Source organism: Methanofollis sp. W23 (assembly GCF_017875325.1).
Classification (GTDB): domain Archaea; phylum Halobacteriota; class Methanomicrobia; order Methanomicrobiales; family Methanofollaceae; genus Methanofollis.
In genome coordinates this window covers 799,153-824,692 of the sequence record NZ_JAGGMN010000001.1, presented here as the reverse complement: position 1 = coordinate 824,692, position 25,540 = coordinate 799,153, and the positions used below count along the sequence as shown (strand labels likewise).

Annotated in this window: 22 protein-coding genes and 1 tRNA gene; 13 read left to right on the top strand and 10 right to left on the bottom strand. The window is 58.3% G+C overall.

What is annotated here, in order from left to right; all coding sequences use genetic code 11:
* Nucleotides 1-22 precede the first annotated feature (22 nt).
* The 3 genes from J2129_RS03465 to J2129_RS03455 all read right to left on the bottom strand — a co-directional run bounded on the left by J2129_RS03465 (nt 23) and on the right by J2129_RS03455 (nt 3,135).
* Nucleotides 23-1,258, bottom strand: a complete 1,236-nt coding sequence (locus J2129_RS03465; RefSeq protein WP_209629489.1) for a methyltransferase domain-containing protein — start codon at nt 1,256-1,258, stop codon at nt 23-25.
* 146 nt (nt 1,259-1,404) lie between these two features.
* Nucleotides 1,405-2,466, bottom strand: a complete 1,062-nt coding sequence (locus tag J2129_RS03460) for an AI-2E family transporter (RefSeq protein ID WP_209629487.1) — start codon at nt 2,464-2,466, stop codon at nt 1,405-1,407.
* Nucleotides 2,467-2,520: 54 nt separating this feature from the next.
* Complete coding sequence (locus J2129_RS03455; protein ID WP_209629485.1) at nt 2,521-3,135, bottom strand: hypothetical protein; 615 nt, start codon at nt 3,133-3,135, stop codon at nt 2,521-2,523.
* 90 nt (nt 3,136-3,225) lie between these two features.
* Between J2129_RS03455 and J2129_RS03450 the strand changes: the two genes are divergently transcribed.
* On the top strand, nt 3,226-3,489 hold the full coding sequence (locus J2129_RS03450; RefSeq protein WP_209629483.1) for a hypothetical protein: 264 nt from the start codon (nt 3,226-3,228) through the stop codon (nt 3,487-3,489).
* Between the two features lie 134 nt (nt 3,490-3,623).
* Nucleotides 3,624-3,884, top strand: coding sequence for an RNA-binding protein (locus J2129_RS03445; protein ID WP_209629481.1), 261 nt, complete (start codon nt 3,624-3,626; stop codon nt 3,882-3,884).
* A gap of 784 nt (nt 3,885-4,668) precedes the next feature.
* Here J2129_RS03445 and J2129_RS03440 read toward each other — a convergent pair.
* From J2129_RS03440 to J2129_RS03425, 3 genes are all read right to left on the bottom strand, one after another.
* Nucleotides 4,669-5,574, bottom strand: coding sequence for a SagB/ThcOx family dehydrogenase (locus tag J2129_RS03440; RefSeq protein ID WP_245320581.1), 906 nt, complete (start codon nt 5,572-5,574; stop codon nt 4,669-4,671).
* 74 nt (nt 5,575-5,648) lie between these two features.
* Entirely contained in the window at nt 5,649-5,873 is a 225-nt protein-coding gene (locus tag J2129_RS03430; protein WP_245320580.1) for an alpha/beta hydrolase, read from the bottom strand.
* Nucleotides 5,874-5,957: 84 nt separating this feature from the next.
* Nucleotides 5,958-6,260, bottom strand: coding sequence for a hypothetical protein (locus J2129_RS03425; RefSeq protein ID WP_209629476.1), 303 nt, complete (start codon nt 6,258-6,260; stop codon nt 5,958-5,960).
* Nucleotides 6,261-6,674: 414 nt separating this feature from the next.
* On the opposite strand from J2129_RS03425, the gene J2129_RS03420 reads away from it, so the two are divergent.
* The 3 genes from J2129_RS03420 to J2129_RS03410 all read left to right on the top strand — a co-directional run bounded on the left by J2129_RS03420 (nt 6,675) and on the right by J2129_RS03410 (nt 10,056).
* Nucleotides 6,675-6,759 (top strand) — tRNA-Leu (locus J2129_RS03420).
* Between the two features lie 819 nt (nt 6,760-7,578).
* Nucleotides 7,579-9,585: a PAS domain-containing methyl-accepting chemotaxis protein gene (locus J2129_RS03415; RefSeq protein ID WP_209629474.1), complete on the top strand. Its 2,007-nt coding sequence runs from the start codon at nt 7,579-7,581 to the stop codon at nt 9,583-9,585.
* Between the two features lie 9 nt (nt 9,586-9,594).
* Complete coding sequence (locus tag J2129_RS03410) at nt 9,595-10,056, top strand: chemotaxis protein CheW (RefSeq protein WP_209629472.1); 462 nt, start codon at nt 9,595-9,597, stop codon at nt 10,054-10,056.
* On the opposite strand, the gene J2129_RS03405 is transcribed toward J2129_RS03410, so the two are convergent.
* Nucleotides 10,031-10,960, bottom strand: coding sequence for a flavodoxin family protein (locus J2129_RS03405; protein WP_245320578.1), 930 nt, complete (start codon nt 10,958-10,960; stop codon nt 10,031-10,033). The two genes, J2129_RS03410 and J2129_RS03405, sit on opposite strands and share 26 nt — an antisense overlap.
* Nucleotides 10,961-11,730: 770 nt before the next feature.
* Here J2129_RS03405 and J2129_RS03400 point away from each other — a divergent pair.
* The gene (locus J2129_RS03400; RefSeq protein WP_209629470.1) at nt 11,731-12,714 is read left to right on the top strand and encodes a hypothetical protein; all 984 of its coding nucleotides are present in this window, start codon (nt 11,731-11,733) and stop codon (nt 12,712-12,714) included.
* 43 nt (nt 12,715-12,757) lie between these two features.
* Nucleotides 12,758-13,699, top strand: a complete 942-nt coding sequence (locus J2129_RS03395; protein WP_209629468.1) for a ketopantoate reductase family protein — start codon at nt 12,758-12,760, stop codon at nt 13,697-13,699.
* A gap of 780 nt (nt 13,700-14,479) precedes the next feature.
* Here J2129_RS03395 and J2129_RS03390 read toward each other — a convergent pair.
* Nucleotides 14,480-15,553: an NAD(P)-binding protein gene (locus tag J2129_RS03390; protein ID WP_209629467.1), complete on the bottom strand. Its 1,074-nt coding sequence runs from the start codon at nt 15,551-15,553 to the stop codon at nt 14,480-14,482.
* Between the two features lie 129 nt (nt 15,554-15,682).
* Here J2129_RS03390 and J2129_RS03385 point away from each other — a divergent pair, with 129 nt between their 5' ends.
* Together J2129_RS03385 and J2129_RS03380 are read left to right on the top strand one after the other, a co-directional pair.
* Nucleotides 15,683-16,399 (top strand): PHP domain-containing protein, encoded by a 717-nt coding sequence (locus tag J2129_RS03385; RefSeq protein ID WP_209629465.1) that lies wholly within the window; start codon nt 15,683-15,685, stop codon nt 16,397-16,399.
* Between the two features lie 190 nt (nt 16,400-16,589).
* Complete coding sequence (locus J2129_RS03380) at nt 16,590-17,612, top strand: hypothetical protein (RefSeq protein ID WP_209629464.1); 1,023 nt, start codon at nt 16,590-16,592, stop codon at nt 17,610-17,612.
* A gap of 95 nt (nt 17,613-17,707) precedes the next feature.
* Here the strand turns inward: J2129_RS03380 and J2129_RS03375 are convergent, their stop codons facing one another.
* Entirely contained in the window at nt 17,708-17,848 is a 141-nt protein-coding gene (locus J2129_RS03375) for a hypothetical protein (protein ID WP_209631361.1), read from the bottom strand.
* 106 nt (nt 17,849-17,954) lie between these two features.
* Here J2129_RS03375 and J2129_RS03370 point away from each other — a divergent pair, with 106 nt between their 5' ends.
* Both J2129_RS03370 and J2129_RS03365 read left to right on the top strand, forming a co-directional pair.
* Entirely contained in the window at nt 17,955-18,287 is a 333-nt protein-coding gene (locus tag J2129_RS03370) for a hypothetical protein (protein WP_245320576.1), read from the top strand.
* Nucleotides 18,277-19,830, top strand: a complete 1,554-nt coding sequence (locus tag J2129_RS03365) for a DEAD/DEAH box helicase (protein ID WP_245320574.1) — start codon at nt 18,277-18,279, stop codon at nt 19,828-19,830. Before J2129_RS03370 ends, J2129_RS03365 begins: the two co-directional genes overlap by 11 nt.
* 517 nt (nt 19,831-20,347) lie before the next feature.
* On the opposite strand, the gene J2129_RS03360 is transcribed toward J2129_RS03365, so the two are convergent.
* Nucleotides 20,348-21,430, bottom strand: coding sequence for an NYN domain-containing protein (locus J2129_RS03360; protein ID WP_209629458.1), 1,083 nt, complete (start codon nt 21,428-21,430; stop codon nt 20,348-20,350).
* A gap of 1,171 nt (nt 21,431-22,601) precedes the next feature.
* On the opposite strand from J2129_RS03360, the gene J2129_RS03355 reads away from it, so the two are divergent.
* Together J2129_RS03355 and putP are read left to right on the top strand one after the other, a co-directional pair.
* Nucleotides 22,602-23,423 (top strand): TIGR01458 family HAD-type hydrolase, encoded by an 822-nt coding sequence (locus J2129_RS03355; protein ID WP_245320573.1) that lies wholly within the window; start codon nt 22,602-22,604, stop codon nt 23,421-23,423.
* A gap of 566 nt (nt 23,424-23,989) precedes the next feature.
* On the top strand, nt 23,990-25,486 hold the full coding sequence (putP, locus tag J2129_RS03350; RefSeq protein WP_209629456.1) for a sodium/proline symporter PutP: 1,497 nt from the start codon (nt 23,990-23,992) through the stop codon (nt 25,484-25,486).
* Nucleotides 25,487-25,540: the final 54 nt, after the last annotated feature.

Below are 25,540 nucleotides of genomic sequence, written 5' to 3'. Positions count from 1 at the left end.
GAATTTTTTTGAGCGTACCATGTCACGCTTTCTTTCCGTGTATCACCAGCCCGTAGGGATGGGCGATCACCTGCCAGCCGGCCAGGTGCGAACGCCTGAGCAGATCCATGATCTCCTCCCTGGTATACGCCGCTCTGACCGAGGTCTCAAAGCCGGGCCTGATCTCAGGGGGTTCGCAGGACTCGTACATCTGCCGGTAGATCCCAGGGGAGAGATCGCGCCTGAGGTCGGTGATGCAGAATCGCCCGCCCACCTTCAAGACGCGGAAGATCTCATCGAAAACCCTTTCCGGAGACTCCCATTCGTGGAGAGAGCCGTTTGAAAAGACCGCATCAAAGACGCTGTCTTCAAACGGCATCGCAAGAGCATTGCCTTCCTGATAACGGACCCGCGCCGCAAGACCGTAGCCTTCGGCGTTCTTTTCTGCAGAGGCGATCATCGCCCGACTGATCTCAAGACCAACCAGCCTGGTCTCTTCGGTTGCCTTCAGCCATTCAAGACCGAGATAGCCTGGGCCCGGACCGATTTCAAGGGCCGTACCTGCTTTGATCCCGGATTCGAAAAGTCCTTCGACAGGGAGGTGCCCCGCGTCCCTCAGGTTCTTCTGCATCTCTTCATAGATCTCGACGATCATCTCGTCCTGGATGCCGTCATCGGTTTCCGGTACTCTCTTTTCAAACATCTGTATCACCTGATGATCTTCATCTGCATGATAGCGTGCATCGGCCACTTCTTCGAGTCTCAGGAGTCTGCCCTCTCTCACGACCGTCATCGGCACATGCAGGCGGTCCCGTGATCGTTTCAGATCCCGAAGCACGCTTGAAAACGACGTCCCGTCATGGACGCCGGTGAACTTCGCACACAGTCGGGCAAACTCCTGCTGCTCTTCCCCTGTCAACTGCGCCATCCCCTCTTCGAAGTAAGCGAAGAGGCGTCCTTCAATCGCAAGGAGCCACTCTTCCCCTTTTCTGGTGGGGACAATATAGTAGGCCCGTCGGTCATCCGGGTTGCGAACCCTGTGGACATATCCCTCTTTTTCGAGATGGTTGATGAGATCGGTGGCAGTGCTCCGGGACACATCGAGCATGCCGGCGACATCACCCATACAGATTCTGTAGAAGTAGGCTGAGTAGAGGATCTCCGTGGCGGCAGGGGAGAGAGGACTTTTTCGTCCCCGGTCTACCTCCCAGAGCATATTCATGGCGATCTGCACCATTCCCAGCGAGAGGCGGATGCGTGCGATTGTGGGTATGCCCATATTTATTTCTACAGCAGTGTCGGCAATAAATATTACGGATATCCGTAGTATCCTGGGGCAGGGCATAAGAGACGACAGAACATGGCGGCGGGTGCCGGTCGAGGCCGGGGACGCACCCGGCGACCGGCCCCGAAAAAAATATGACCTCACTCAGGACCGTTCTTGCACGCCTTCTCCCCAAAGATCCCGGAGACCCCGAGGAGGTCGTTGATCCAGCGCAGTTCGTCGCTGCACTGGAGCAAGATGACCAGGAGGAGCGTGATCGGGACGGCAAAGATCATGCCTGGAAGCCCGAGGATCCAGCCCCAGATGATGAGCGAGAGGATGACGACCATCGGCGGCATCTCAAACCGTCTCGATGCGATCTTGGCATAGATGGGGTTTTCGACGACGGCGTTGAGGATAACGACGATCCCCACGACCGCCGCCGCCCCCCAGAGCCCGTACTGGAGCCAGGCAAAGAATATTGCCGGGAGGGCGGCGATGATCAGGCCGATATAGGGGATGAAGGCCAGGATAAATGTGAGGACGCCCCACAGCACGGCGGAATGGATCCCCATGAGCCAGAGCGAGAGCCCGAAGAGGACGCCGTGGATGAGATTTGCCTCGGTCCTCACAATCACGAAGTCCATCATGAGCCTGCTCATCTTCTCGATCCCGACGAAGGTCTTTGGCTCACGCACCAGCCCCCGCTTCAGGCGCTCAGAGATATGGGGGATCTCCAGGACCGCAAACATCGTCGTGATCAGGATGAAGAAGAGGTACATGAGGGCGTTCCCAAGCCCGATCGCGTAGGGCTCGATGAACGTAACGACATCGGCGAGATGGAATGACGCAGGAGTGAATGCCGAAGCGTCGATCCCGATGTCCTGGAAGAGCGCCGTCAGGTCGGCAAGACGCATCTGCAGGTCGGCCTGGTAGGTCGGGAGGTCGGCGAGCAGCGTCTCAAGCGAACTGACCGTGATCACCACCCCGACGATCAGCACCACTGCGGCGACGGCCGAGATGACGCCCATGGCGGCGAGGTCGGGCAGGCCCCGTTTTCTGAGCATGTCCATTGCCGGGAGTGCAAGGATGGTCAGGATTACAGAAATGAGCAGGAGGTTGACGATATATGCAGAGTAGCGCATCCCGATGACGATCACGAAAAGCGACGCCATGATGGCCAGGGCCTGCAGGGTGCCAGAGATCTCTGAGGGGGGGTCCATGATATATGCCTGTGTCGTGATGAGAGAAAAGAGCGATCTTTTCAGGGTGACAACCTACAGCACTTCGACCTCGTCGTCCTGCATCCGGCGCGCTCTTGCCTCGTAGGCCCTGGGGTCGCGGGCGTACTCCCTAATGACCCCGACTTCGTCTGCCGCCCTTCTACTGAGACCCATCTGGAGGTCGGCGAGGTCGGCGTCGTAGCGAATGAGCGCAGCCGCCAGCACCGGGGAGAGGTAGACGTCTTTCTGCACCGCATTGCCGGCGGCGACCAGGTGCTCGATCACCGCCCGGCCGTCGCCTAAAATCGCGAGGAGATGGAGGGCGTGCCTCACTGCGGTGCGGTCCTCTCCTGCATCTTCAAGGACGCCGCGGAGCCGCACGAGCGCGGCCTCCCGATCTGCAGGGAGTGTCCCCTGGCGCGTCACCGAGGCATGCACGATCTGGAGGGCCGTCCGCGCCGCCCGCCCGCCGCGGTCCAGCACCGTGACGACGATATCCAGATCGGCGGGCGCGAGTGGGTGCACGGCCTTGTACAGGAGGAGGTCGTGGAGCGCGGCCTGTATGGTCTCAGTGTCCCCTCTTGCCAGGGCCTCTTCAAGGCCAGCGGTCAGAGATGGTGCGTAGTCGGCGTGTTCCATCGGCGTGTCATGGAAGACTCGCGCCGGCACGGCATGAAGGTGCCGTTTCCCCTCTGCGAGTCGGGGAGGCCACAACCTTGATACCTCACGTCCGCCACGATCCCTCCTGAAGGAGAGAGAATGCTGCATACCCGCGAGATCATCAGAAAACTCTGGGACGCCCAGGGATATGGAAACCTCGCCATCTGGGAGGACGGATCCACCGAGGTGGTGGCGCCGGGATCGCACCCCGAGAAGGCCGGTCAGCCCCCGCTCCTCGTGCTCAAGCCCCTTGCCCTGGTAGTCGGGTTCCCGATGCTCGACCATGCCCTCCATGACGCCGGGCTCCTGGCCGCGGTCGAGGCGGCGGTCAGGGAGACCGGAGCCGAGATTGTGCGGGAGTAAACCAGGGTGAGCAAGGTTCTGGTGCAGGGGAAAGGAGGGGGATGCATAGAATCGGGCCTCCGCATTACCGATCTGCATCTTGCCACCCAAGGATTCATCACCTATAAGAATCATCATAGTAGTGGAGACCTGTAATGGAAACCAGCAAGTTGTATGTCGGAAACCTGACATATTCGGTAACTGAAGATCAGTTGGAAGAATTGTTTTCCCAGTACGGCGACGTCAAGAGCGTCCGCGTCATTGAGCGCAAGGGATTCGGATTCGTTGAGATGGGCACCCCTGAAGAGGCCGAGAGCGCCAAGGAAGCCCTGAACGAGACTGAGTTCGAGGGGCGCACGCTTCGGATTGACGAAGCTCGCCCGCCACGCCCGCGCAACGAATACCGGAGATACTGAGATTTTCTCTTTCTCCTTTTTTTAGGATGTGCGTTCTGTCACATCCAGTCTACGCGGTGAGCGTCAGCATTCGCTTTCCGCCGTCCTTCTCCCGCGGGGCACGGCATCATTCAAGTATCAGAGACTTTTTTTGGGACTCTATGTTTTTCCTCCAGAAACAATGACCAGAGGAGTCTTTGGAACACTTTCAAGAATCGGGCCTATAGATAATTCTCACTCTGTAGAATAACTCAGAACGCAAAGGCCGCTTCAGGCATACCTGATGAATATCTCATCTCACCCTTCTCCAGGGCGCGGCAGATCGATCTTTGATCTTTCCGCTCTGTAGAATTCGGCATGAACTCTTGGTTCGGGCATAATCAGTTGAATATTGCTCTGAGCAGCGTTTCGGAGAGTGGACGGATCCCCCTCAATCACGACCTGAAGGACCACTCAATCGCCGCCCTCCGGCGCGAGACTGTAGTGTCGGCCCTGTGATTGAGTGCGGCATGTCCTGATCATCACGCCTTCCGGCACCACCGCGCCGGAGGCTCGGTTCCCCCCGGACGAAGATGGGACAGGAAGGCAGAGCGATGATCATGAAGACGAAATACAGTCCCCGGCCACTCTTCTCTCACTTTTCTGGATACCCATAAGATACAATCACTCCCCCGCGTCATACGCGCAGGGAGCGCGACGCCGCGTGAGTTGGGCATGAAAGTACATCTGGTACCCTGACGAGGGAGGAGCCGCGCTCCGGACACGAGAAAGAGGAGGAGCGGGGGGTGCGGTGCGTAATTTATTCTCACCCCTCGACTCTCCCGATCGGCATCAGATAGAGCGGGCGCTCGTCCTCGTTCATCCCGAGGACGCGCTTCACCTCGTCGTCATCGAATGCCCCGATCGAGACCGTCCCGAGTCCGAGGGAGGTGGCCTGGAGATAGATGTTCTGAGCCGCATGCCCGGCCTCCATATACACATACCTGACCCCCCGCTCGCCGTACTTCCCGGTGGTCCGCTCATACACTCCGGCGATCGCGATGACAGCCGCGGCGTCCTCGACCGCCGACTGGTTGAGGGCCGCGCCCGAGAGGTCGCGCCTGACGTCCCCCTCGACGACGCTCTCGATCCGGTGCTCGGCTGGGAGATAGCGATAGACCCCGGCGGGGAGATCGGTCACCTCGCCGACCGCCACGTAGACCTCAAGCGGGTACAGCGCCCCGGCCGATGGTGCGGTCCTGAACTCTCTCAGTTCATCGGTCACCCCCTGCGCCGCCCAGAGGAGTTGCGAGAGGTCGTCGAGGCCCGGCGGCGTCTCGGCGTAGTCTCGCACCGACCGTCTCGTGGCGAGCACCTCCTCGATTGCTCTCCCCCCACGCTCCTTGGGTGCCGGGAGTTGTATCTGCGCTCCTTCGCTCTTCTTTTCCGGGGCCCCGACTTCAGGGGCCTGCAGCGCGGAGAAGACCACCATCAGTCCGACAAGTCCCAGCACCGTAATTGTAAGTATAACCAGCAGGGTGTTCGTTCTGTCCCCCTCCGGTGGGGCAGGGCGTACGCCCTGGTATTTATACCGTGCCCCTCGGGGAGGAGGAATTTTTGAGTGGCCGGATTCCTCCCCGAGGTGACCGAGGAGGAAGGTCGCGATGTCCTGGCTGGCGGCGTCGGCCTTCAGGGGCGGGAGCGCCTTCGAAGACGTGCCACATCCCTTCATAGACGTAGAGATCAGCGTCGACGCCGCCGTGTGTCATCGCCTGATGGACCCTGGAGCATTCGCTCAGCAGAAGGTCATGGGTGCCGGTGACGATGAGGGGGGTTGTCGACCGAGAAGTTCGCATAGAGAGTGAACCCGGTAAGGAGGGTCTCGCGGGAGAGGAACGGGTCGAGGCCATCGTTGGGTTGGTGTACAGGCTGTCGCTCCCACCGGTGGGCGACGGCCGGGGAGAGGAGGTTCTCCTCATAGGCTCTGACCATGGTGGTGAGGGCAAGGTTGCCGCCAGTCAAGTCGCCCATGACGACGACATGCGCGGGGTCGTGGTCCTTGATCAGGATCTCGTAGACGACACAACAGTCGTCAAGTGGCGCAGGGAAGGGCTGTTAGTCGACCGAATAGATGGTGAGCTCGAGGTTCTGTGCAAAGAGGTAGGCCATCGGGTACTCGGCGCGGTTGAAGGTCCAATCGCCGCCATGGATGGAGAGGGCGATGGTCTCGTTCGTGGCGTCGTTCGTCTGGGTGATGACCTGGATCGGGACGCCAGCGATCTCTTCGGTCTCAGTCTGCTCCACCTGGTTGAGGAGTACGTCGAGAAACGGTTTCTTTGCCTCGGCACTGGCCGCCCTGGCCTTCTGCACCTCTTCGAGGGGGATGGGGGGGGTCTGGACGCATCCTGCGGCAATCATGATGACGGCAAGGAATTCGTGCCTGGTTGTCGGGGATCGTGGATTGCCGGGTGAGCCGTCTGCTCTATCTGATATTTTCTCGCGTGTCGTGCAGAATATATTGTGCGACGCCGGAGAATGGACATTTTATGTTGAGGTGTGCAGTATAGTGAAATGCAGGACGGCGTCGCACGGCCTGGAGGCGTGTTCATCCTGAGGATCTGGACTGTGGTGAACTGATGTCACCTCCGGGCATTAGGGTAGGACTTTTTGATATTTTATTGTTTTTACCTGCGCCATTTTAGAAATAGATGCTTATTTGAAGAGATTTTTTCATGTTTATTCATTATAATTTTTAAAAGTCAAGAAAAGAATCTTCTAATCCTCCTGATATGCCATCACCTTTTTGTTGTTGGGTGTCTATTTTGTAGGAGAGCGAGGGTATCTAAGCCAGGCCAAAAGAGGTGGACTTAAGATCCATTCCCGCAGGGGTCCGTGGGTTCGAATCCCACCCCTCGCATTTCTTTTCTGGGTTATAATTGGTAGAAAAAACGCCACTTATGGATCTTAGTCATTCAAGTCCTGTAGAAATCCTCCCCATTCTTGGGGCAAGCGAACCTCAACTGCGTCTTCATATCTCCCCACCGGGGTCGCGGCGCCCCTGAACCTTCGGAGGATGATGAAGTTGGGGGGGCAGATGAGCATGATGAGGGCGCTGCCGCCCTCGATCCTATGAGGGGCGGAGGCGCGATCGAGGTGGGAAGACACAGGATCAGAAGAGCACTCAGGCAGATCTATGGGGCCATCTACAGGAATGATAGTGAAGTGATCCTCACCTCCTCGTCGCGCACCCACGTATCCATCCCCTCCCCCACTGTTCTTCATCCGCAGGAGAACTCTAGCACGAGTGATAGGGAATGGCAAGCAGTCGGGGGAGACGATGTCCGCGGGATTAGGATTCAAAATACCTGCTTTAATCTGGTCTGTTGAAATAATATGGATTTTTATCGCTTTTTTTTGTCAATAGATCATTAAAAAATCATCGTTATTAAAATGATTTCCATATGTGCAGGCAACTCACACCCCCGGACCTAGATGTGAAGTTAATTAAGCTGCTTTTCTGGATGCCAGCTTATTTGTTAATTATTATTCATAAATATCACAGAATTAAAAAATAAATTAATAGGAACATTTATATTGTAGAAATCGGATTTACTAAGTACTCAGCCAGGCGCGGACGTCACAACTGGTGGGCCAGAATGAAGCCATCCCCACAATTGAAGAACGAATTCCTGACGCAAGGCGGAGTGCAGAGCATATCTTGGCAAGGTGAAGAGACGTGGAAACAATAGAGATTACTGATACCATCTCCAGGGTACTGACCGGGGACTTTTCAAAAACCCTCGACGAGGAACAGTGCGACGCAGAGACAAAACCGATCGTTGCGGCAGTGAACAGGCTTATCGGGAAACTGCAGGAGAGCGAAGAAGAGAACACCGCACTCTCCGCAGAGCTCGACAATTTCAAGCGTTCTATATCTGAAAACCCGATCCCGATGCTCTTCCTGGACGCCGATTGTAATGTCACCGACGACAACCGGGCCTATGAAGAATTCAGTGGAATGAATCGTGACGAAGTCGTGGGAATGAATGTCAACGACTTCAAGATCCTCGAACAGGAAGGGGACGGGCTCAAGGACACCTTCCAGAAGAAGACGCGCGGGTTCTCCAAGACGGTCGTCGAGTACCCCACCAGGGTACGGAACGCCATCGAGTACACCATCCCGTTCCTTGATGGAGACGGCAACATCGAGTCCGTCCTCATGGTCCTTGTCGACACCACCGACGCAGATGACGAGAGGAAGCGGGCGGAGACCCTTGCAAAAGAGGCAGCCAAGAAGGCCCAGTGGTACCAGGAGATCCTGGACGCCATCCCGTACCCGATCACCGTCACCGACATGAAGATGAATTGGACGGCGATGAACACCGCCTTTGCAGACTCCTTCGGCCTTAACCGCGAACGCCTGATGGGGCAGCACTGCAGCGCGACCAACGGTCCGCTCTGCCACAATGACGGATGTGCGATCAAGCAGCTCAGGAAGAGCGGAAAGGAAGCGATCACGACCTACTTCGACGACGGCGAGGAGAACTTCCAGCTCGACTGCGGGTATCTTAATAACGCGAACGGTGAGCGGATCGGACATATCGAGGTCGTCCAGGACATCACCGTCATCAAACAGCAGGAGAAGGAGGCCAAAGAGAACGAACGGCGCCTCAAGCAGAGTGCCGATGAACTGGCAGCAGCGCTTGATGCCATGGCGAAGAAAGACCTCACCGCGGCCCTCGCCCTCAGGGACGACGACCCCCTCAAGGTGCTGAAACAAGACTTCCTCGGCACACAGAAAGAGATGCGGGATATGCTCGGTGAGATCACCAGGGCGATCCAGGACATCGACACCAACACCGACGAGACGAGCAAGAGTTCAGAGGAGATCGCAAAGGCGATCGAGCAGGTCGCGATAAAGAGCCAGAAGGCGTCCGACGACTCCAAGAAACAACTCGACAACTTCGAAGAGGCAGCACGTGCGATGTCTGACCTCTCGGCCTCGGTCGAGGAGATCGCCAGCACCTGCCAGGAAGTGCTTGAGAACACCGAGAAGGGTGCTGAAGTCGGAGAACAGGCAAAGAACCTCGGCCAGGAAGCAACCTCTAAGATGCAGGAGGTTGTGACCGTCGCCCAGCGGGCGGTGGGTGAGATCGGCAAACTCAATTCCCAGATGCAGGAGATCGACAAGATCGTCAAGTTGATCACCGACATCTCCAACCAGACCAACCTCCTTGCCCTCAACGCCGCGATCGAGGCGGCACGGGCCGGCGAGCATGGCCGCGGGTTTGCCGTCGTCGCAGGCGAGGTCAGAAACCTTGCCGGCGAGTCGAAGAAGGCGACCAGCAACATCGAAGGCCTTATCACCGCCATTCAGGGCCAGACCGAGATGACGGCCAGGGACATGGAAGGGGTCTATGCCGAGATCAACGAGGGGATCGCCAGTGTCGAAAAGACCCTCGAGGCCCTCAACCACCTGGTCATGATGTCCAGAGAGGTCAAGGAGAACGTGACCGAGATCGCCAAGGCGACCGAGGACCAGGCCAACAACACCAACCGCGTCACCGAGAAGGTAGCCGAAACCAAGGGCATGACCGAGGAGAGTATGCACGGCATCGAAGACATGGCCGCCCTCACTGAGGAAGTCTCCGCTTCGGCCCAGGAGGTCGGGAGCGGCGCCCAGGAAGTCGCCGAGATGGTCGGCGGCCTCAGTGAAAAGGTCGACGAGTTCAAACTCGAGTGAGGTCCCGGCATGGCTGAGACTATCGATGTCGTGAAGTTTGAACTGGGCGGGGAGTGCTATGCCCTGGATATCCACCTTGCCAGGGAGATCGTGGAGATGATCCCGATCACCCCTGTCCCCAGGGCCCCGGCCCATATCGCCGGGTTGATCAATCTCAGGGGCGAGGTGACGACGATCATCGACCTCGCCAGCCTCCTCGGCGTCCCAGATGACCTGGAGACCGAGATCACAAAGAAGATCATTGTGCTGATGCCAGAGGCGACCGGCGGGGCAAACGTCGGGGTGATCGTCGGCGACGTCCACAGTGTCATCCAGGTCTCTGAGAAGAATGTCGAGCAGATCGACGAGGGCACGAGTGCCGACGGGTTTGTGAAGGGGATCATCAAGAGCGGTGAAGAAGACTCCGAGAAGAGCGAACTCGTGATCTGGCTGGACATGCTCAAGATCATGAAGGAGAACACGAAGTACTGAGTGCGGTCTGCACCACCGCGCGCACACGCCCCTCAAGGCCAGGAATTGTCCTGATGTCTCGCACCCGGTCGACACCGTCGACCAGCACCATGCCGGCGACGGTGATCCCGAGGTTTTCCATGAAGACCTCGACGACCTGGGTGAGACACGCAAAGTTTTCCTGGCCCTGCCGCCCGCAGACTCCGAGGAGGAGGCCGCACACCACCTCCATTCTTATCCTCCTCCCCGTGAAGTTCAGCGTGGCGTGCAGGGCCTGGCAGCGGTCGATGAGGGCCTTGAGCCCGGCCGGTACGGTATTGGTGTAGACTGGTGAACAGACGATAAGGAGGCGGGCATACCGTAAAGCGCGGACGACTCCCTCCATCTCGTCATCAAAGGTGCAGGTGCCGGTGTTGTAGCACTGGTAACATCCGATGCATGGATGGATATCCATGTCGTCGGGGTAGAGCACCTGCACTGATTTTCCTGAGGCCCTGACCTCTTCTGCAACCCATCCTGCAAGGATGCTGCAGTTCCCGTCGGCCCGCGGGCTTCCCTGCACGACGACCACATCGGTGAGCGGGAGTGCTGGGGGGGCGCGGAGAGGGATTTTTTTGAGATATGCAAGAAATTCAAGAGGATCGTCTTTCAGCCCTTCCTCCCATTGCCGGGCGCGCTGTCTTGCGACAGAAAGGGGGTCGAGCCCGACGGTCGGGGAGTATTCGTAGGTGTTGGTCCTGAAGACTGCGGCGGCTCTTTTTCCTGCCCAGAGGGTGAGGGTGTAGCGCTCCATGGTAGGATAGAGGGGTGAGAGATCTTCTCTCTCAAGGGTGAGAATAAATGTCCCTTCAGGTGTCCTGACCTCCCGCTCTTCAAGAAGGGCCCGCGTCCAGGCCATAGGGATGAGTGCACGCTGGCTGTTCATATATGCTCTTGTCCAGGGGCTTTGTCCCGGCATGTCCTCAGGTGCAGACACACCAGGGACCACGGTCTGGAGGCTACGGATCCAGAACGCCCTCCACTCTCCTCGCACCAGATAAGAACGATGCCCTGACCCCACAAAATCCGGCATGAGGCGAGATCACGCCTCACGCATACGGGATGAAAATTTCCTGGTGATGGATCATCCTTTTTCAAGACAGGAGATCGTTGTCCCATCGCCGCCCCCATATATCGGCTCTGTAGAAATCCTCTTGATGAATTTCTCTGGCGGGGGGCGTGCCGCTCCACGAGAGGTCGAGGACGGCAGCACTCTCTTTATGGTCATCTATTCAGCCTTCCCGACCCTATCGTGGTCCCGGGGGTCAGGGCGGCACTCGCCCCGACCAAAGGGGCAGGAAGGCGGGCGACACACCTCTCCCCCACACAAGTGGTAAGTGGTGAGGGTTTTTACAGAACCCATCTATCCTCATCATGGGGGGTCAGGGGCCCTCTTGCCGGCACGTGATGAGAGGTGCTGTCCTGATCGACGTGCCTTTCCGCTACACCTTGCCGGGGGCTCCGCCCCCGGACTCCTGGGATGGCGATTGGAGCAGGGAGGCAGAACGATGAGCGTGAAGACAGGATGCGACCCCCCGCCACTCTTCATCAGCGGGGGGTTAGGGGGGCTTGGCCTCCCCCCGCCAGAGAGTCCCATCCAGAGGAATTTCCACAAAGCCGTACCTTCATATACCGTCACGTCCAGGTGCGAGGGTGATGGGCATCAATGACTGGCCTCACCTTCTCGCGTGCCTGCTGGTCCTCTGCCTCTGCACCGCAGGCATGGCCCATGTCCCGGTCCAGGGAGGAGAGAACGATCATCTCGATCATGCGCTCCAGATCGAGGATCCAGAAAAGTCCTGGGTGGTCTACGACACCCTCCCACCGGGCGGAGGGGTAAAGTACTATCGTTTTGACCTGGAGGAGGGCGACAAACTCCGTCTTGGACTCTTCATACCCCCAGGCTACTCCGCCGCCCTGCCGACGCTGGCGGTGATGGGGCCGGGGATCGCCAGGTCCGGCACCGTGCCTGCCGGCGTCGAGGTCCCTCCTGATGCCGGCGTGGTCGTTGTGGAGAGCCGCGCGCCGGTGCGTCCAGAGTACGAACCCTTCACTCCTTCGGCCCTCTCACGGGTGGCGACATATTCCCTGGACGTCGCCACCCCTGGCACCTACTATGCCGCCGTCGCAGGGGAAGACGGGAACTTCGGGCTCTCGGTCGGGTTCAGGGAAGAGTTCTCTCTCATAGAATGGCTTACCGTCCCACTCTCAGTGGTCGGTGTCCACCTCTGGGAAGGGCAGATCCCGCTCCTGGTCTTCGGCCCCCTGGTGTTGGTCCTCGCCATCGGAGCCGTCGTCCTTGCCCGAACCCCACATCGTCCCGACGGTCCAGGCATCATGGCCGTGGTCGCCGGACTCCTGTACATCGGAGGCGGAGCAATGGTCCTCCTCCAGATGGGAATCGCCCTCGCACAGACCGGGTGGTCGCCCGCCGCACTCTTCACGCTCCTCTTCGCCCTCGCGCCGCTGGCGCTCGGGACCGTCGCCGTCAGGGCAGGGATGAAAACAGAACGGAAAGGCTTTGCTCTGGAGATGGCCGGGGTCGGGTTGCTCGGCCTCCTCCTCTGGGCAGGACTGGTGCTCGGGCCGGTCCTTGCCCTTACCTCGTCCCTGGCCGCCGTCTTCGGGAGAAGAGGATAGCGGGATACCGTTATCCGGCCATGCGTCCAAGATCAGCAGCGTTATGACTGAGGCAAATCGACCCGATGTCCTGGTCCTCGGTGCGGGGGGGGTCGGGCTCTCCCTTGCCGGGGCACTTGCAGCCGTCGCCCATGTCACGGTGGCATGCAGGCCGCGCCATGCCGGGGCGATCAGAAGAGACGGCCTCGTGATGGAAGGGGTCTGGGGGGACCGCACTGTCAGGGAGATCGCCTGCATCACCGGCCTGGAGGAGAGCCTGCCGGCACCTGATCTCGTCGTCATCACCGCAAAGGGATTTGACACGAGAGCGATCTGTGAGGAGTACGCCGACGTCCTCAAGGGAAGAACGGTTGCGAGTCTCCAGAACGGGATCGGCAATGAGGAGGTCATCGCCGAATATGCCAGGAACGTCATCGGCGGCACAGTCACCACCAACTTCTCGGTGGTCGGCGATGGACATGTGAGGGTGAAGAGCCAGAGCAGCCCGATGATCTTTGGCCACTGGTCGGGCCCTGACGTGGAGATGGTTGGCCGTCTCGTGGAGATGGTCAGGTCGGCCGGAGTCCTTGTCGAGGCCAGCACCGATATCAGGTCGGCAAAATGGTCGAAGTCCCTCCTGAACCTCTCGGTAAACCCGATCTGCGCTCTCCTCTCTGTCCAGGTGGGGAGGGCGGCCGACCCCCGCCTGCGGCAGGTGATCGGGGCGATCGTCCGCGAGACCTTCATGGTGATGGAGGCAAAAGGCGTCAGGACAGATTGGACGACTGCTGAAGCCTACCTCGACCACCTCTTCATGGTGCAGGTCCCTGACTTCGACACCGCCTACCCTTCGATGTATTATGATATTCAGGCCGGGCGGCGGACCGAGATCGACCTGCTCAACGGCTATATCGCCGACCAGGGTGAGGTACTCCAGGTCCCGACCCCATACAACCGGTGCATCGCCGACCTCATCAGGTTCAAAGAAACAAACGGCAGGGAGTAGGGCAATCCCGGCGACCAGGTGTTCACTCTCGCTCGCACGTGAAGATCGGTGTGACGTGACTGTCTCCCCATACCGATCGCACTGGAGGGGGGGGCGGCACACCCCCTCGTCCTTCCATCACACGATCAGGAGCAGGACAGGAATCCCTTCTTCAAGATTATGGCTTTATAGAATCAGGCATGACCCCGGGTTTACGCATACCGGATGAATATGATCGTGAGTCTCTGGACCGTGCACTGACCGTGTTCCTCCTTCTGAGCACGACACCATACGGGAATCACCGGATGGCCGCCCCCCCCTATCCTCTGTCCAGGGGTGCACAACCCCCGGCGCGAGATTACAGAGAAGATTCTACGATCTGGGGCGGCACGCCAGGTCATCGCGCCTTCCCACACCTTCGCACCGGGGCTCCGCACGAGGACGTGGGAAGGCCATGGATGCTTCATTGCAGCACTATGAGGAGATGAGGATCTCTCAACCATTATCCAATCGCGAACTTCTGCAGGGGTAAGGGGAGAGAGGTCTGGGATGACCTCATGGTATAAACCCTCACGGTGGCCCACTCTGCAGGGAATGGTCCCCCACTCCCCGTATCAAGCCCCCCTCTTCATCTCCATTAGGTGCGCTTTCCCGGCGCAATCGTGGTCAAGAGAGTCAGGGTGCACACCCACGGCCGGAGGGATGGGAAGGCGGATGTATCATACGCGAACCAAGAAGAGGCGAAAGGTTCTACAAAGCCGAAACGTGGGGCCCCTGACCTACGTTTCAAGACCGCCCCTCTCACTTCGCCGAAATGACGCCCCCGTAGTGCGTCTTCACATGCCGCTTCGCCTTGCGGTACAGCAGCCTCTGGTAAGTGTTGAAGGTATAGAACGACCTGAGATACGGCAACGGGTCATCCACTCCCTTCAGTCGCCGGTAGATCTTGGCATAGTTCTCCATACCATACCGGTCCCAGAGGTAGCGGTTGACCACCCCCGCCTTCAGCATATCCCCGAAGGTCTCCTCTGCGGCATGGCCATAGTCGAAACCCTTGATGATACTCTGCGCGGCGAGATGGCCGGACCTGAGAGCGTACAGGATCCCAAACCCCCAGAAGGGATCCTGGAGCCCGGCCGCCTCTCCAGCATATAGGCGGCCGTTATCCTGATAGTGCGGCGGCAGGGCAACCCTCCCCACTCCCCCGCATGGGTGCGGGTCCTTCACGTCCAGGTCGACAAGTTCGGAGAAAGTCTGCTCTGCTTCGGCCAGGCATGACCCGGCCTTCTCAAAATCACCGGTCAGCATTGTGCAGAGACAACCGCGGCCATTCATCACCAGGAGATAGGCGTAGCCGTTCCTGGATGCGGCGGAGTTGACAAGCCCATAGGCAAGGTCGTCCATTGAGGTCGAGAAGGTGTAGCCTCTCGCGACCGCATGCACCCCCCGGCGTTCAGGACCGGTCGCCACGATCTCGGTCCGATCCTCAGGGAGGGTTGAATTAAACCTGATATCGACCCCGGCATCCAGGGCCTGCTCTTTGAGGGCATGGTCAAGACAGCCGGGACTTTTTCCACGTCGTACAAGGTAGAAGGCCGGCTTCTGGCAGGCAAAAGAGAGAATCTCCTGCCCGTCGGAGACCGAGAGACGAGCATAGGGGCGGTGTTCAAATTCAGGCCTGATCCCGATCCCGCCAAGGCGGTCGATGACGTCTGAGGAACCTGACCAGTTCTCAAGCCCCTGGAGGTCGCCCCTAAAACGCGTCCCGACGTCCTCCTGCTTCTCGTACACCTCCACATTATGTCCCGCCCTCGCCAGGGTGACGGCCGCTGCAAGCCCGGCCGGGCCGGCGCCCAGAATCCGGATCATATCCATGAGGGGTGTTCCTGCCCTTCATGCCATATACAGGTGGCGGTCATGGATAACCGCCCCCTCTATATTTTATAGGGGTTCCCGGAAACTCCAGGAGTTATCTCTATACTCCTTCCCTTCTGATCTATATTCATGTCGCCAGAGATTGCTCCAGGAAACCGCGTCAGACTCGACATGCATGTCCACTCTGTCTACTCACCTGATGCCGTGATCGAGATCGACACCATCGTCCGTGCATGGCGGACGCACAGAGTCCTGGCCATGGTCTGCGACCACAACACCATTCGCGGCTCAGAAGAAGTCTTTCGCAGGGTCAGGGAATTTGATCCAGATGTCCCACTCATCCGTGCCGAAGAGATCTCGACGACCGAAGGCGAGGTGATCGGTGCATTTCTCACCGAGGAGATCACTCCAGGCCTGAGTGCCGGCGAGACGATCGACCAGATCAGCGAGCAAGGCGCCGTCTCGATTGTCCCCCACCCCTTCTGCACCTTCCGGACAAGTGCCATCGATCGCCGCGCCCTGGACGAGGCCGTCGACCAGGTCGATCTCATCGAGGGATATAATGCCAGGAACACTGCACCAGAGGCGAACCGCACTGCGCAGGCATATGCCAGAACCCACAAAAAAAATCTCACCGCCGGTTCAGACGCCCATCTCCCCTTTGAACTCTGCCGGACTTTCGTCGAACTCGAACCCTTCGAAGGGCCAGGCGACCTCCTTGCTCACCTCAGAAATGGGACAGTCCATTTCAAGACCACCACCCCCGCAGTTCACCAGGTCTCACGGGCGGTGAAGGCCGTGAAGCGTTCAGCGCGTCAACGAGAATATCGCAAGATTTGGAGATAATTATAGTATGGGGGGGCATTGATTCATAAACTATATTTTATACACAATATATTTATGGTACAGGTGCCATGATCACGATCCAGACCGGGCGTCCCTACCCCCCACCAGTACACGATAGTGTATATCCAGGCCCAGTCGGTCCTGGCTCCCCAGTCCTCTCTTTCGACCCGGTCCTTTAGAAGGTGCTGAGATGCTCCAGAACGAAACAGTGATCAGTGCAGTCTGCACTTATGCGGACACAGAAAGAGGTTTGTTGAGAGAGGGGATCGCTGCGGTCGAACTCCCAGAAGAGTTCGTCGCCGTTCTCCCTGAATATGAAGAACACTTCGGGGAACGGAACCGGTTCCTCTGGCAGTGGTGCTGGAAGATCCTGTACGACCAGGAACCGGGTTTCGGCTTCTCCTCGGTCCCGCAGGCATGCCGACGGGATGCGGCGCTGGTCAAGCTCTTCATCATCCTGGCCACCACGGTGACCGACGACGTCTCTGACCGGCACCAGAACCGACGGCTGCTTGAGGTGATGCTCCAGGTGCCGTTCAGGCGTGACGACCTGACCGTGCCAGACGACCTGGCGCCAGAGGAGGCGCACCGGGTCCGCTACCTTGCCGCCCTCTTCGACGAGATCTATGCGAGGGTGGAAGCGGCCCCGCGCTGGGCAGAGTTCGGCGACCTCTTCTTCTTCGACCTTGCCCAGACCTGGAACTCATTCAGGTACGCCTACCTCATCAACCGGCATCCAGAGGTGATCAGTCATGCCGAGAACCTCTCGTACAACTCGCACAACATGACCATCTACATCTGCGGGACGGTCGACGCTCTCTACTCCCCTGACCTCATGAAAGAAGACCTCCCTCATCTGCGTGAACTGGTCTGGTTTGGCCAGCAGATGATCAGGATCGGCAACTGGGTCGGCACCTGGGAGCGCGAGGTCGGGGAGGGGGACTACTCCTCAGGGGTGATGAGCTGGGCGCTCTCGCATGGGCTCATCACGCCTGCCGACATCGCCGCCCACCGTGCCTCAGGCGACGACAACGCCTTCCTTTCCTATCTCAGGGCGGCAAAAGTGGAGGAGCGGCTCATGGAAGAGTGGGAGGAGGACCACCGGCAGGTACGAGAGATTGGCCGGCGGATCCGCTCGGTCGATGCCGCCGAGTACATCTGGGGGCTTGAGACCCTGATGGCCTACTTCCTCGCGTGCCGCGGCTTGATCTAAGATCTTTATTCTGCAGGGATGCAGGCCGGGGGGCGGACATGCCGTCCCCCCGGACCCCTCACCGATGAAGACTGGCGGGGGATTGCGTCCTATCTTCATGGTTTCCCCTCTGCCTTCCCGACGCAATCGAGGTTCAGGAGATCCAGGCGGCACTCGCCCTCGACGTGGGCGTGGGAGTCGGCGACGGATGCATGGGTGCGCGATGAAAATGCAGGGATCTCTTCAATCTCATCCATCGCTCTCATTGGTGAGAGGAGGGCGGGAGAGTTTTGGGATGACCTCCAGGGTCTTGCCCCGGGATCCAGAAGTGACAGGGGAACCGGGCAGGCACAACAGGTGAACATGAAGAGGGAGGTGAAGTACCCTGGAGGGCGTGGCCCTGGTTCCTCCCTCCTCCACCCCCTCGTCGACCGGGCGCGCGAGGAGATGAATATGGGCGTAAAGTCAGTAATATGTGATATCGACCTCCATATCTCGATCTCCTGGAAGTCGGATGCATATCCCCCGGAATATAGATCTCTCAAAAGAGAGTCAGGGAGGGAATATGCCCCTGCCCTGACATGGTACATAATGAGGGGTGAGCACACACATATAAGGAATGCAAGAATATTGTGGCTTCTCAACTTTTCCTATCTCCCCGAATATCCTCAAGGCAATAGAAGATATGGGCTTTGAGGAGCCAACACCCATCCAGAAACTTGCTATCCCCAAGATTCTGGAGGGACAGGACGTAACCGGTCAGGCCCAGACCGGTACCGGTAAGACGGCGGCATTCGGGATCCCGCTCGTCGAGAAGGTCGACCAGGAAGACTCCAGGACACAGGCGCTGGTCCTCTCTCCGACCCGCGAACTCGCCCTCCAGACGTCTGGCGAGATCAAGAGACTGTCCCGTCACCAGGGAAATATCTCGGTCGTCCCCATCTATGGCGGCCAGCCGATCGGGCGGCAGTTCGGAGCACTGCGGCGCGGGGCGCAGATCGTTGTCGGGACACCCGGACGGGTGATCGACCACCTGGAACGCGGCACCCTCATGCTTGACACCGTGCAGACTGTCGTCCTCGACGAGGCCGACCAGATGCTGGACATGGGTTTCAGGGAAGACATCGAGCGGATCCTCTCCGAGACCCCTGACGACCGCCAGACCGTCCTCTTCTCCGCAACGATGCCCAAGCCGATCCGGGACATCTCGCGCCGTTTCCAGCAGGACCCGGCATTCGTGCGGGTGCAGCAGAAAGAGATGACCGTCCCGCAGGTGGAGCAGTTGTCGGTGAAGGTCAGGAGAAAGGAGAAGCCGGAAGTGCTCTCCAGGCTCCTCCAGATCTACAACCCTGAGCTTACGATCGTCTTTTGCAACACCAAACAGGGCGTGGACGACCTCACGGCACAACTCCACACCCTCGGGGTCAGGGCCGAGGCACTCCATGGCGGCATGAAGCAGATGCAGCGCGACCGCGTGATGGGCAGGTTCAGGAACGACGCCATCGACGTGCTCATCGCCACCGACGTCGCGGCCAGGGGGATCGATGTCGAGGACGTGGAACTGGTCATCAACTACGACCTGCCCCAGGACCTCGAGTATTATGTCCACCGGATCGGCCGGACGGCCAGGGCCGGGCGCGGCGGCCGGGCGATCACCTTCATGGGGCCGCGGGACGGCTACCGCCTGAAGGCGATCCAGCGCCGGTGCCGGGCCAGGATCCACACGATCCCGGTCCCGAGTGAACGGGATGTCGAAGAGAGCAGGATGCGTCATCTGGCCGAGGAGATCAAGGAGACGATCGAGGAAGGGGACCTCGACCGTTACGCCGGGATCGTCGACCAGGTGATCGGCGAGGACGATCTCTCTGCCAGGGACGTGGCGGCGGCCGTCCTGAAGATGATGCTCAGTCGCAAGACGCGGCGGTCATCCTCGGCATCGTCCTCATCCGCGGCACCAGAGGACAGGAGTGAGGTCGAGGCCGGGATGGTCCGTCTCCACCTCAACGCCGGCAAAGACCGCAACATAAGGCCCAAAGATATCGTGGGTGCCCTGGCCGGCGAGACCGGGATCTCGGGGCGGTCCATCGGGGCGATCAGGATCGAAGGCACCGATACCTTTGTCGAAGTACCAGAAGAGTCGGCAAAGACGGTTGTCGAGCGGATGAAGGGCAAGAGCATCGGGAACGTCCGTCTTATCGGCGGAACCTGCCTCACCCTTGCAGTGCCAGTTGACCAGTGAGAAGCACTCTCCTTTTTTTTGCTCTGTAGAATCTGGCATGAACCCCTGGTTCACGCATACGCGATTGAACATGATTGTGGGTTTCTATAGTGTGTGGACCTGTGCTCCCTATTCAGAACAGGACAATCTGTGAGACCGCCGCCTCATTGCCGCCCCACCCCTATCCTCGTCGTGGGGGGTCCGGGGGGCGTGTCTGTCACCCTACGGACCTCCCGCAGATGAAGATTGGGAGAGGACTGCGTCCCGTCTTCACGATCATCGCTCTGCCTTCTCGCCCCAATCGCCATCATCGGGGTCCGGGGACAGTGCTCCCAGCGCGAGCATGGGGACAGGCGGCGAATGCAGAGTTGCGCGATGAAAACGCAGGGATCTCTTTATTCTCATCCATCGCTCTTCATCGGTGACGAGGAAGAGCAGGAGAGTTCTGGGATGATCTCAAGTACAAAATTGTTTCAGAGAGTGCTGCCGTCCCTTGCCTATTCAGTCACAGGATCAGAAGGCCCCCCCACCAGGGCGTTCACAGGTCGCGGAACCGGTCGTCCATGAACCTGGCCTTCCTCTCCTCATAGTCGTCAGGCAACATGAACACCGATTTTTCAAGACTCTTCTCGGGATTTTTCCTGATCAATATATCAGACTCGAGGAGACGGAGCAGGGCCGCCTTGAGACTGCTCTGGTCCAGACCGATCTTTCCCTCCCGCCTCTGCTGCGTTAAGTAGGCGATCAGGTACTGGTACCACCCTTGCGTATACTTCCCCTCTCCCTCGCGGAAACACCGTTCAATAGTCCCAAAGATGATCCCCCACTCCCTGAGATGTGGTTCCCGCTGCTGGTATTCCTCTGAGGTGATCATCTCGTCGTGATCAGAGAAGTAGTCAAGGAACCAGTCACCGCTGTCCCTCGTATGGATCTTGATCGGGAGCAGGCATTCGTCGCCGATGTACCTGATAAATTTTCCAAAATTGGAAAACCCATAGGACTTCTCGTTGAAAGAAGGGTCAAGCCTGAGCATCTGGTTTTTGATCGCAGCCAGGTGCAACCCCTTTCCCTCGTCGACCCTGGAGAGGATGACCTTCTCAAGCAGTTCGATCGCATCCTTCAACTTCTTCTTCTCTTCATGAGGTTTCTCGATCCCGGCGATCGTTTCGTAGGAGATGAACTTGTCGCAATTTTTCATGATATACGGACTGGTGAACCCATCGCCGCTGATCACCGTCACATACTTCCCATATTCTCTCAACTTCTGGATGAGCGGGAGGAAGTCGCTGTCTCCAGATACGATCACGAAGATATTGATGAAGTCGTTCTTCAGCGCCAGGTCGACGGCGTCGATGGCGATCTTGATGTCCGCCCCGTTCTTCCCGCTGTTAGTGATGGAAGTCCGTTCGATCAGTTCGATCCCGTGTTCGATAAGTCCTTCACGGTAGGACTGATAGGACACCCAATCACCATAGGCCCGCCTGACCACCACCGTGCCCATCTCAGAGAGTTCTTTGATGATGGGCCCGATCGAAAAATTCCGGTTATATTCTCTCCTGATGCCGATCTCAATATTGTCAAAATCGATGAAGAGTGCAATTGAATCAGATTTTATATCCATTCCATCATGCAATTGATAGAATGATCCATATAAACATCTCGGAATCGAAAGATGAACGATATTATCCTCCTGTCCTTCCCCAATCCAGGGAGAGGATACACCCCTCAAGTATATAGCAAGCAGATCCCAGAACGCTCTGAGGTTTGAACGCTCCTTCGAACCGAAACGCTCCTTTCAAGGCATTTCGAACGCGGATATCCTCTGGGAAGGGTGTCGCCCCCGGCGCAAAGATGTGAGGGGGCCATAAATGCTTCTTAGTGCTACGAGGCGGTAAGAATTCTGAACTGTCGTCCATCGTTATCTTCTGTGAGGGTAAGGCTGGAGAGTGTTGGGATGGCCGCAGTATGAAAATAACTCAGAACTGCGCCCCATGGTCTGGAAAGAATCCTGTCCATTCGCCACCTTTCATGTATCTCTCTACAGGGGATCTGGGAGGGGCAACCCCTCGGTGCAGGACGGTAGTGAAGATTCTACGAGAGGGGTCGCGCTTCTGGCTATCCTGTCTTCCTCTCCTATACATGCCAGGGTTCCTATCGAATATTGCAGATCACCTCGAACATACTATCATTCCCTCCCTAAAGTTTGAATATCCGGCCCTGTAGAAATCACCACTTTTTTGATTTGAGTATGATTCAACCGCCTTCCCACATCCCCGCGCCTGGGGCGCTGTCCCCGGACCCCCGGGGATGAAGATAGGGCCGGGAAGGCACACTCAATCGCCATGAAGAGCGTAATGCCGTCCACCGTTTATCTTCACTCGGAGGGACCAGGGGGCGGCGGCGGCACGCACCCGCCAAAGATAACAGTCCAGAGGATTTCTACAGAGCCCTCTGTAGGATCTCTCTGGCGGGAAGTGTGCCACAAAGACCCGCAAGGGACCGCATTCTGTCCTCATGGTCTTCTTGTTCCGGGGGTCCGGAGAAGTGATGGATGCATGGGTGCACAACGAAGGGGTGAGGATCTCCCCTCTCACCATCTTCCGTATCTTCTGGGAGGAGGGGGGGGCGCGCGAGAGGGCCGGGATGGCCCCATAGCAAATATCAGTTCTATCAGGAGTCCCCTGATGACGATCTCTACAGAGGGGAAGGTACTTCTCTCTTCATATTTCATTGACTGGGCCTTCCAGGCCCAATCTTCGTCCAAGAGGCCACTCCTCACATGAGCATATGAGATGGTTTTTTTAATCGTCTCCACCGACGGACGGGCGATGATCAACACAGAGGCAGTACTTTTCGATATCGAAGGCGTGCTCCATGTCGGCGGCGTGCCCGTGCCTGGCGGGACAGCGGTGGTGAAGGCATTGCAGGCGGCCGGGGTTCTGTTTCGGTGCGTCTCCAACACCACCCGCAGTTCTCGTGCCGCGCTGGCGGCGAAGCTGGAAGGACTTGGATATGACATCCCCGCGTCCTCGATCTTCACCCCGTCGGTGGCGGCGGTGCGAGAGATCAGGCGGCGCGGGGGCGGGCCGTGCTACCTGCTCACCACCGGGGATCTGCACACCGACTTCTCGGCGGCCGGCATACCGCTCGGTGCCGGGGAAGAGGGCACCAGGTTTGTCGTCGTCGGGGACGCCGGGGACGAATTCACCTACGAGTCGATGAACCGCGCCTTCAGGCTTCTCCTCCAGGGCGCCGACCTCATCGCCCTTGAAAAAGACCGCTATTGGCGGGGCGCAGAGGACCTGATGCTCTCCGCCGGGCCCTATGTGACGGCCCTTGAGTACGCCAGCGGGGCCAGGGCCCATCTTGTCGGAAAGCCTTCACCGGCCTTCTTCGCGCGGGCCCTTGACGATATGGGCGTGGCCCCAGGAGATGCCGTCATGGTCGGGGACGATATCATGACCGACATCGGCGGTTCAAAGGGCGCCGGGATGCGGGCGGTCCTGGTCAGAACCGGGAAATACGACGAAAAATTCGTGAATCAGGCGCGGGTAGTCCCAGATGCAGTCATCGACTCGGTGGCGTCCCTTGGAGAAGTCGTGAGACTGCGGTGAGAGATGAGTGCCGGGCAAAACCCAGGACAAGATCTCCGCCTCTTCATTGCGCACCCATGCATCCTTCACCGTCCCCCCTCCCACCGCGCCGGGTTGCCCTCCCCCCGGACGCCAGGGAGGGTAAGAGGGACGGGAAAGCAGAAAGAAGACCATGAAGACAGGACGTGGTGGCCCGCGCGAAGAGAAGGAGTGAACAGGGCAATTCCCTCAAAAAACATCGGTCCTACCTTCCTGCCTCCCCCTTCATCCCGGAGGTCAGGGGCAGCGCTCCAGGTGCGATCGAAGAAAAAAGGCATGGAAGCCACATGTGCATAAAAAATAGGTAGATATTTCTATGCAGTCAATTTCTTAGAGATATAGGGCCTTATTATCAATAATAATTTATTATGGGAACTATTCTGAACATCTGACCCCTTCTGTGCCTCCGCACCAACTCTCTTCCAGAAGTCAAGTCCGAACCCTATAAATAGTGTTCCTGTGAACCTTTCTAAGAATCGATGTATCTCTGCCTTCTTTTTTAAAAAATGAATGAATGGCGGACAGGGTGCATCATTACAGGAGAGAGCATGTTCAGCAACGGCACCGCAATATTGGCCGCATTTATCGTCTATCTAGGCGCAATGGTCCTCATCGGGCTCTTGTATTACAACAAGACGCACACTGTCAGCGACTATATCCTCGGGAACAGAGGTCTGAACCGTTATGTTGCAGCACTCAGTGCTGAAGCCTCAGATATGAGTGGGTGGTTGCTCATCGGCCTGCCAGGACTTGCCTATCTCTCTGGCATGAGTGCCATCTGGGTGGCGCTCGGGCTCATCATCGGGACCTTCCTGAACTGGAAATTTGTCGCAAAACGCCTGCGTATCTATACCCAGAAGGCCAACGACTCGCTAACCCTTCCCGACTTCTTCAGGAACAGGTTCAATGATCAATCCGGCATCATCAGCGCGATTGCCGCCGTCTTTATCCTGATCTTCTTCCTGATATACACCTCGGCGCAGTTTGTCGCCGGCGGAAAACTCTTCAACACGGTCTTCGGGCTCGACTACACCACCGCGCTGCTGGTCGGGTCGTTGATCGTCGTCGCCTACACTTTCACCGGGGGGTTCAAGGCAGTCTGTCTCACCGACTTCATCCAGGGGACACTGATGTTCTTTGCACTCCTGATGGTCCCGATCATGGCCATCCTCGCCCTTGGCGGCCCTGAGGCCACCGTCGCCGGGATCGAACAGATCGACCCTGCGCTCCTCGACCCCTTCATGGACGCAGAGACCGGTCTACCCCTCACTGCCATCGCGATCGTCTCCAGTCTTGCATGGGCGCTCGGGTATTTCGGCCAGCCCCATATCCTGGTCAGGTTCATGGCGATCAGAAAACCCGAGGAGATCAGAGAGGCGAGATCGGTCGCCATGATCTGGGTTACGATCTCTCTTCTTGCGGCGGTCGCGATCGGTCTTGTCGGCCGTGTCTTCCTGAACCAGCCTCTGGTCGGTCCGGACGCCGAGACGGTCTTTATGGTGATGACAAGCGAGGTCTTCTTCTCGTTCCTTGCAGGGATCGTGCTCTGCGGGATCCTTGCGGCGATCATGAGCACGGCCTCTTCCCAGCTCCTGGTCAGCGCCTCGGCGGTCTCACAGGACCTCTACAAATCATTCTTCAGGCATGAGGCGAGTGAGAAGGAACTGATCTGGGTGAGCCGTCTCTCGGTTCTTTTCGTTGCAGTGCTGGCGATCTTCCTCGGGCTCGACCCAGAGAGCAGCGTCTTCCAGATCGTCTCCTACGCCTGGGCCGGATTCGGTGCGACCTTCGGGCCGGTGATCCTGATGGGGCTCTTCTGGAAGCGGACGACGCGGCAGGGGGCCCTCGCCGGGATCGTCGTCGGCGGGCTGACGGTCCTGGTCTGGAAATGGTTCGGGTTCTTCGGGCTGTACGAGATCGTGCCAGGGTTCATTCTCTCGATGCTTGCGATCTATGTCGTCAGCAAGATGACGCCTGCACCTGAGCCTGAACTTGTGGCGGTCTTTGAAGAGACTGACAGAGAGATGCAGAAGAGCGATTCCTGAAGGGATATTTTATTTTTTTTTTTTGCTCTGTAAAATCTGGCATGAACCCCCGGT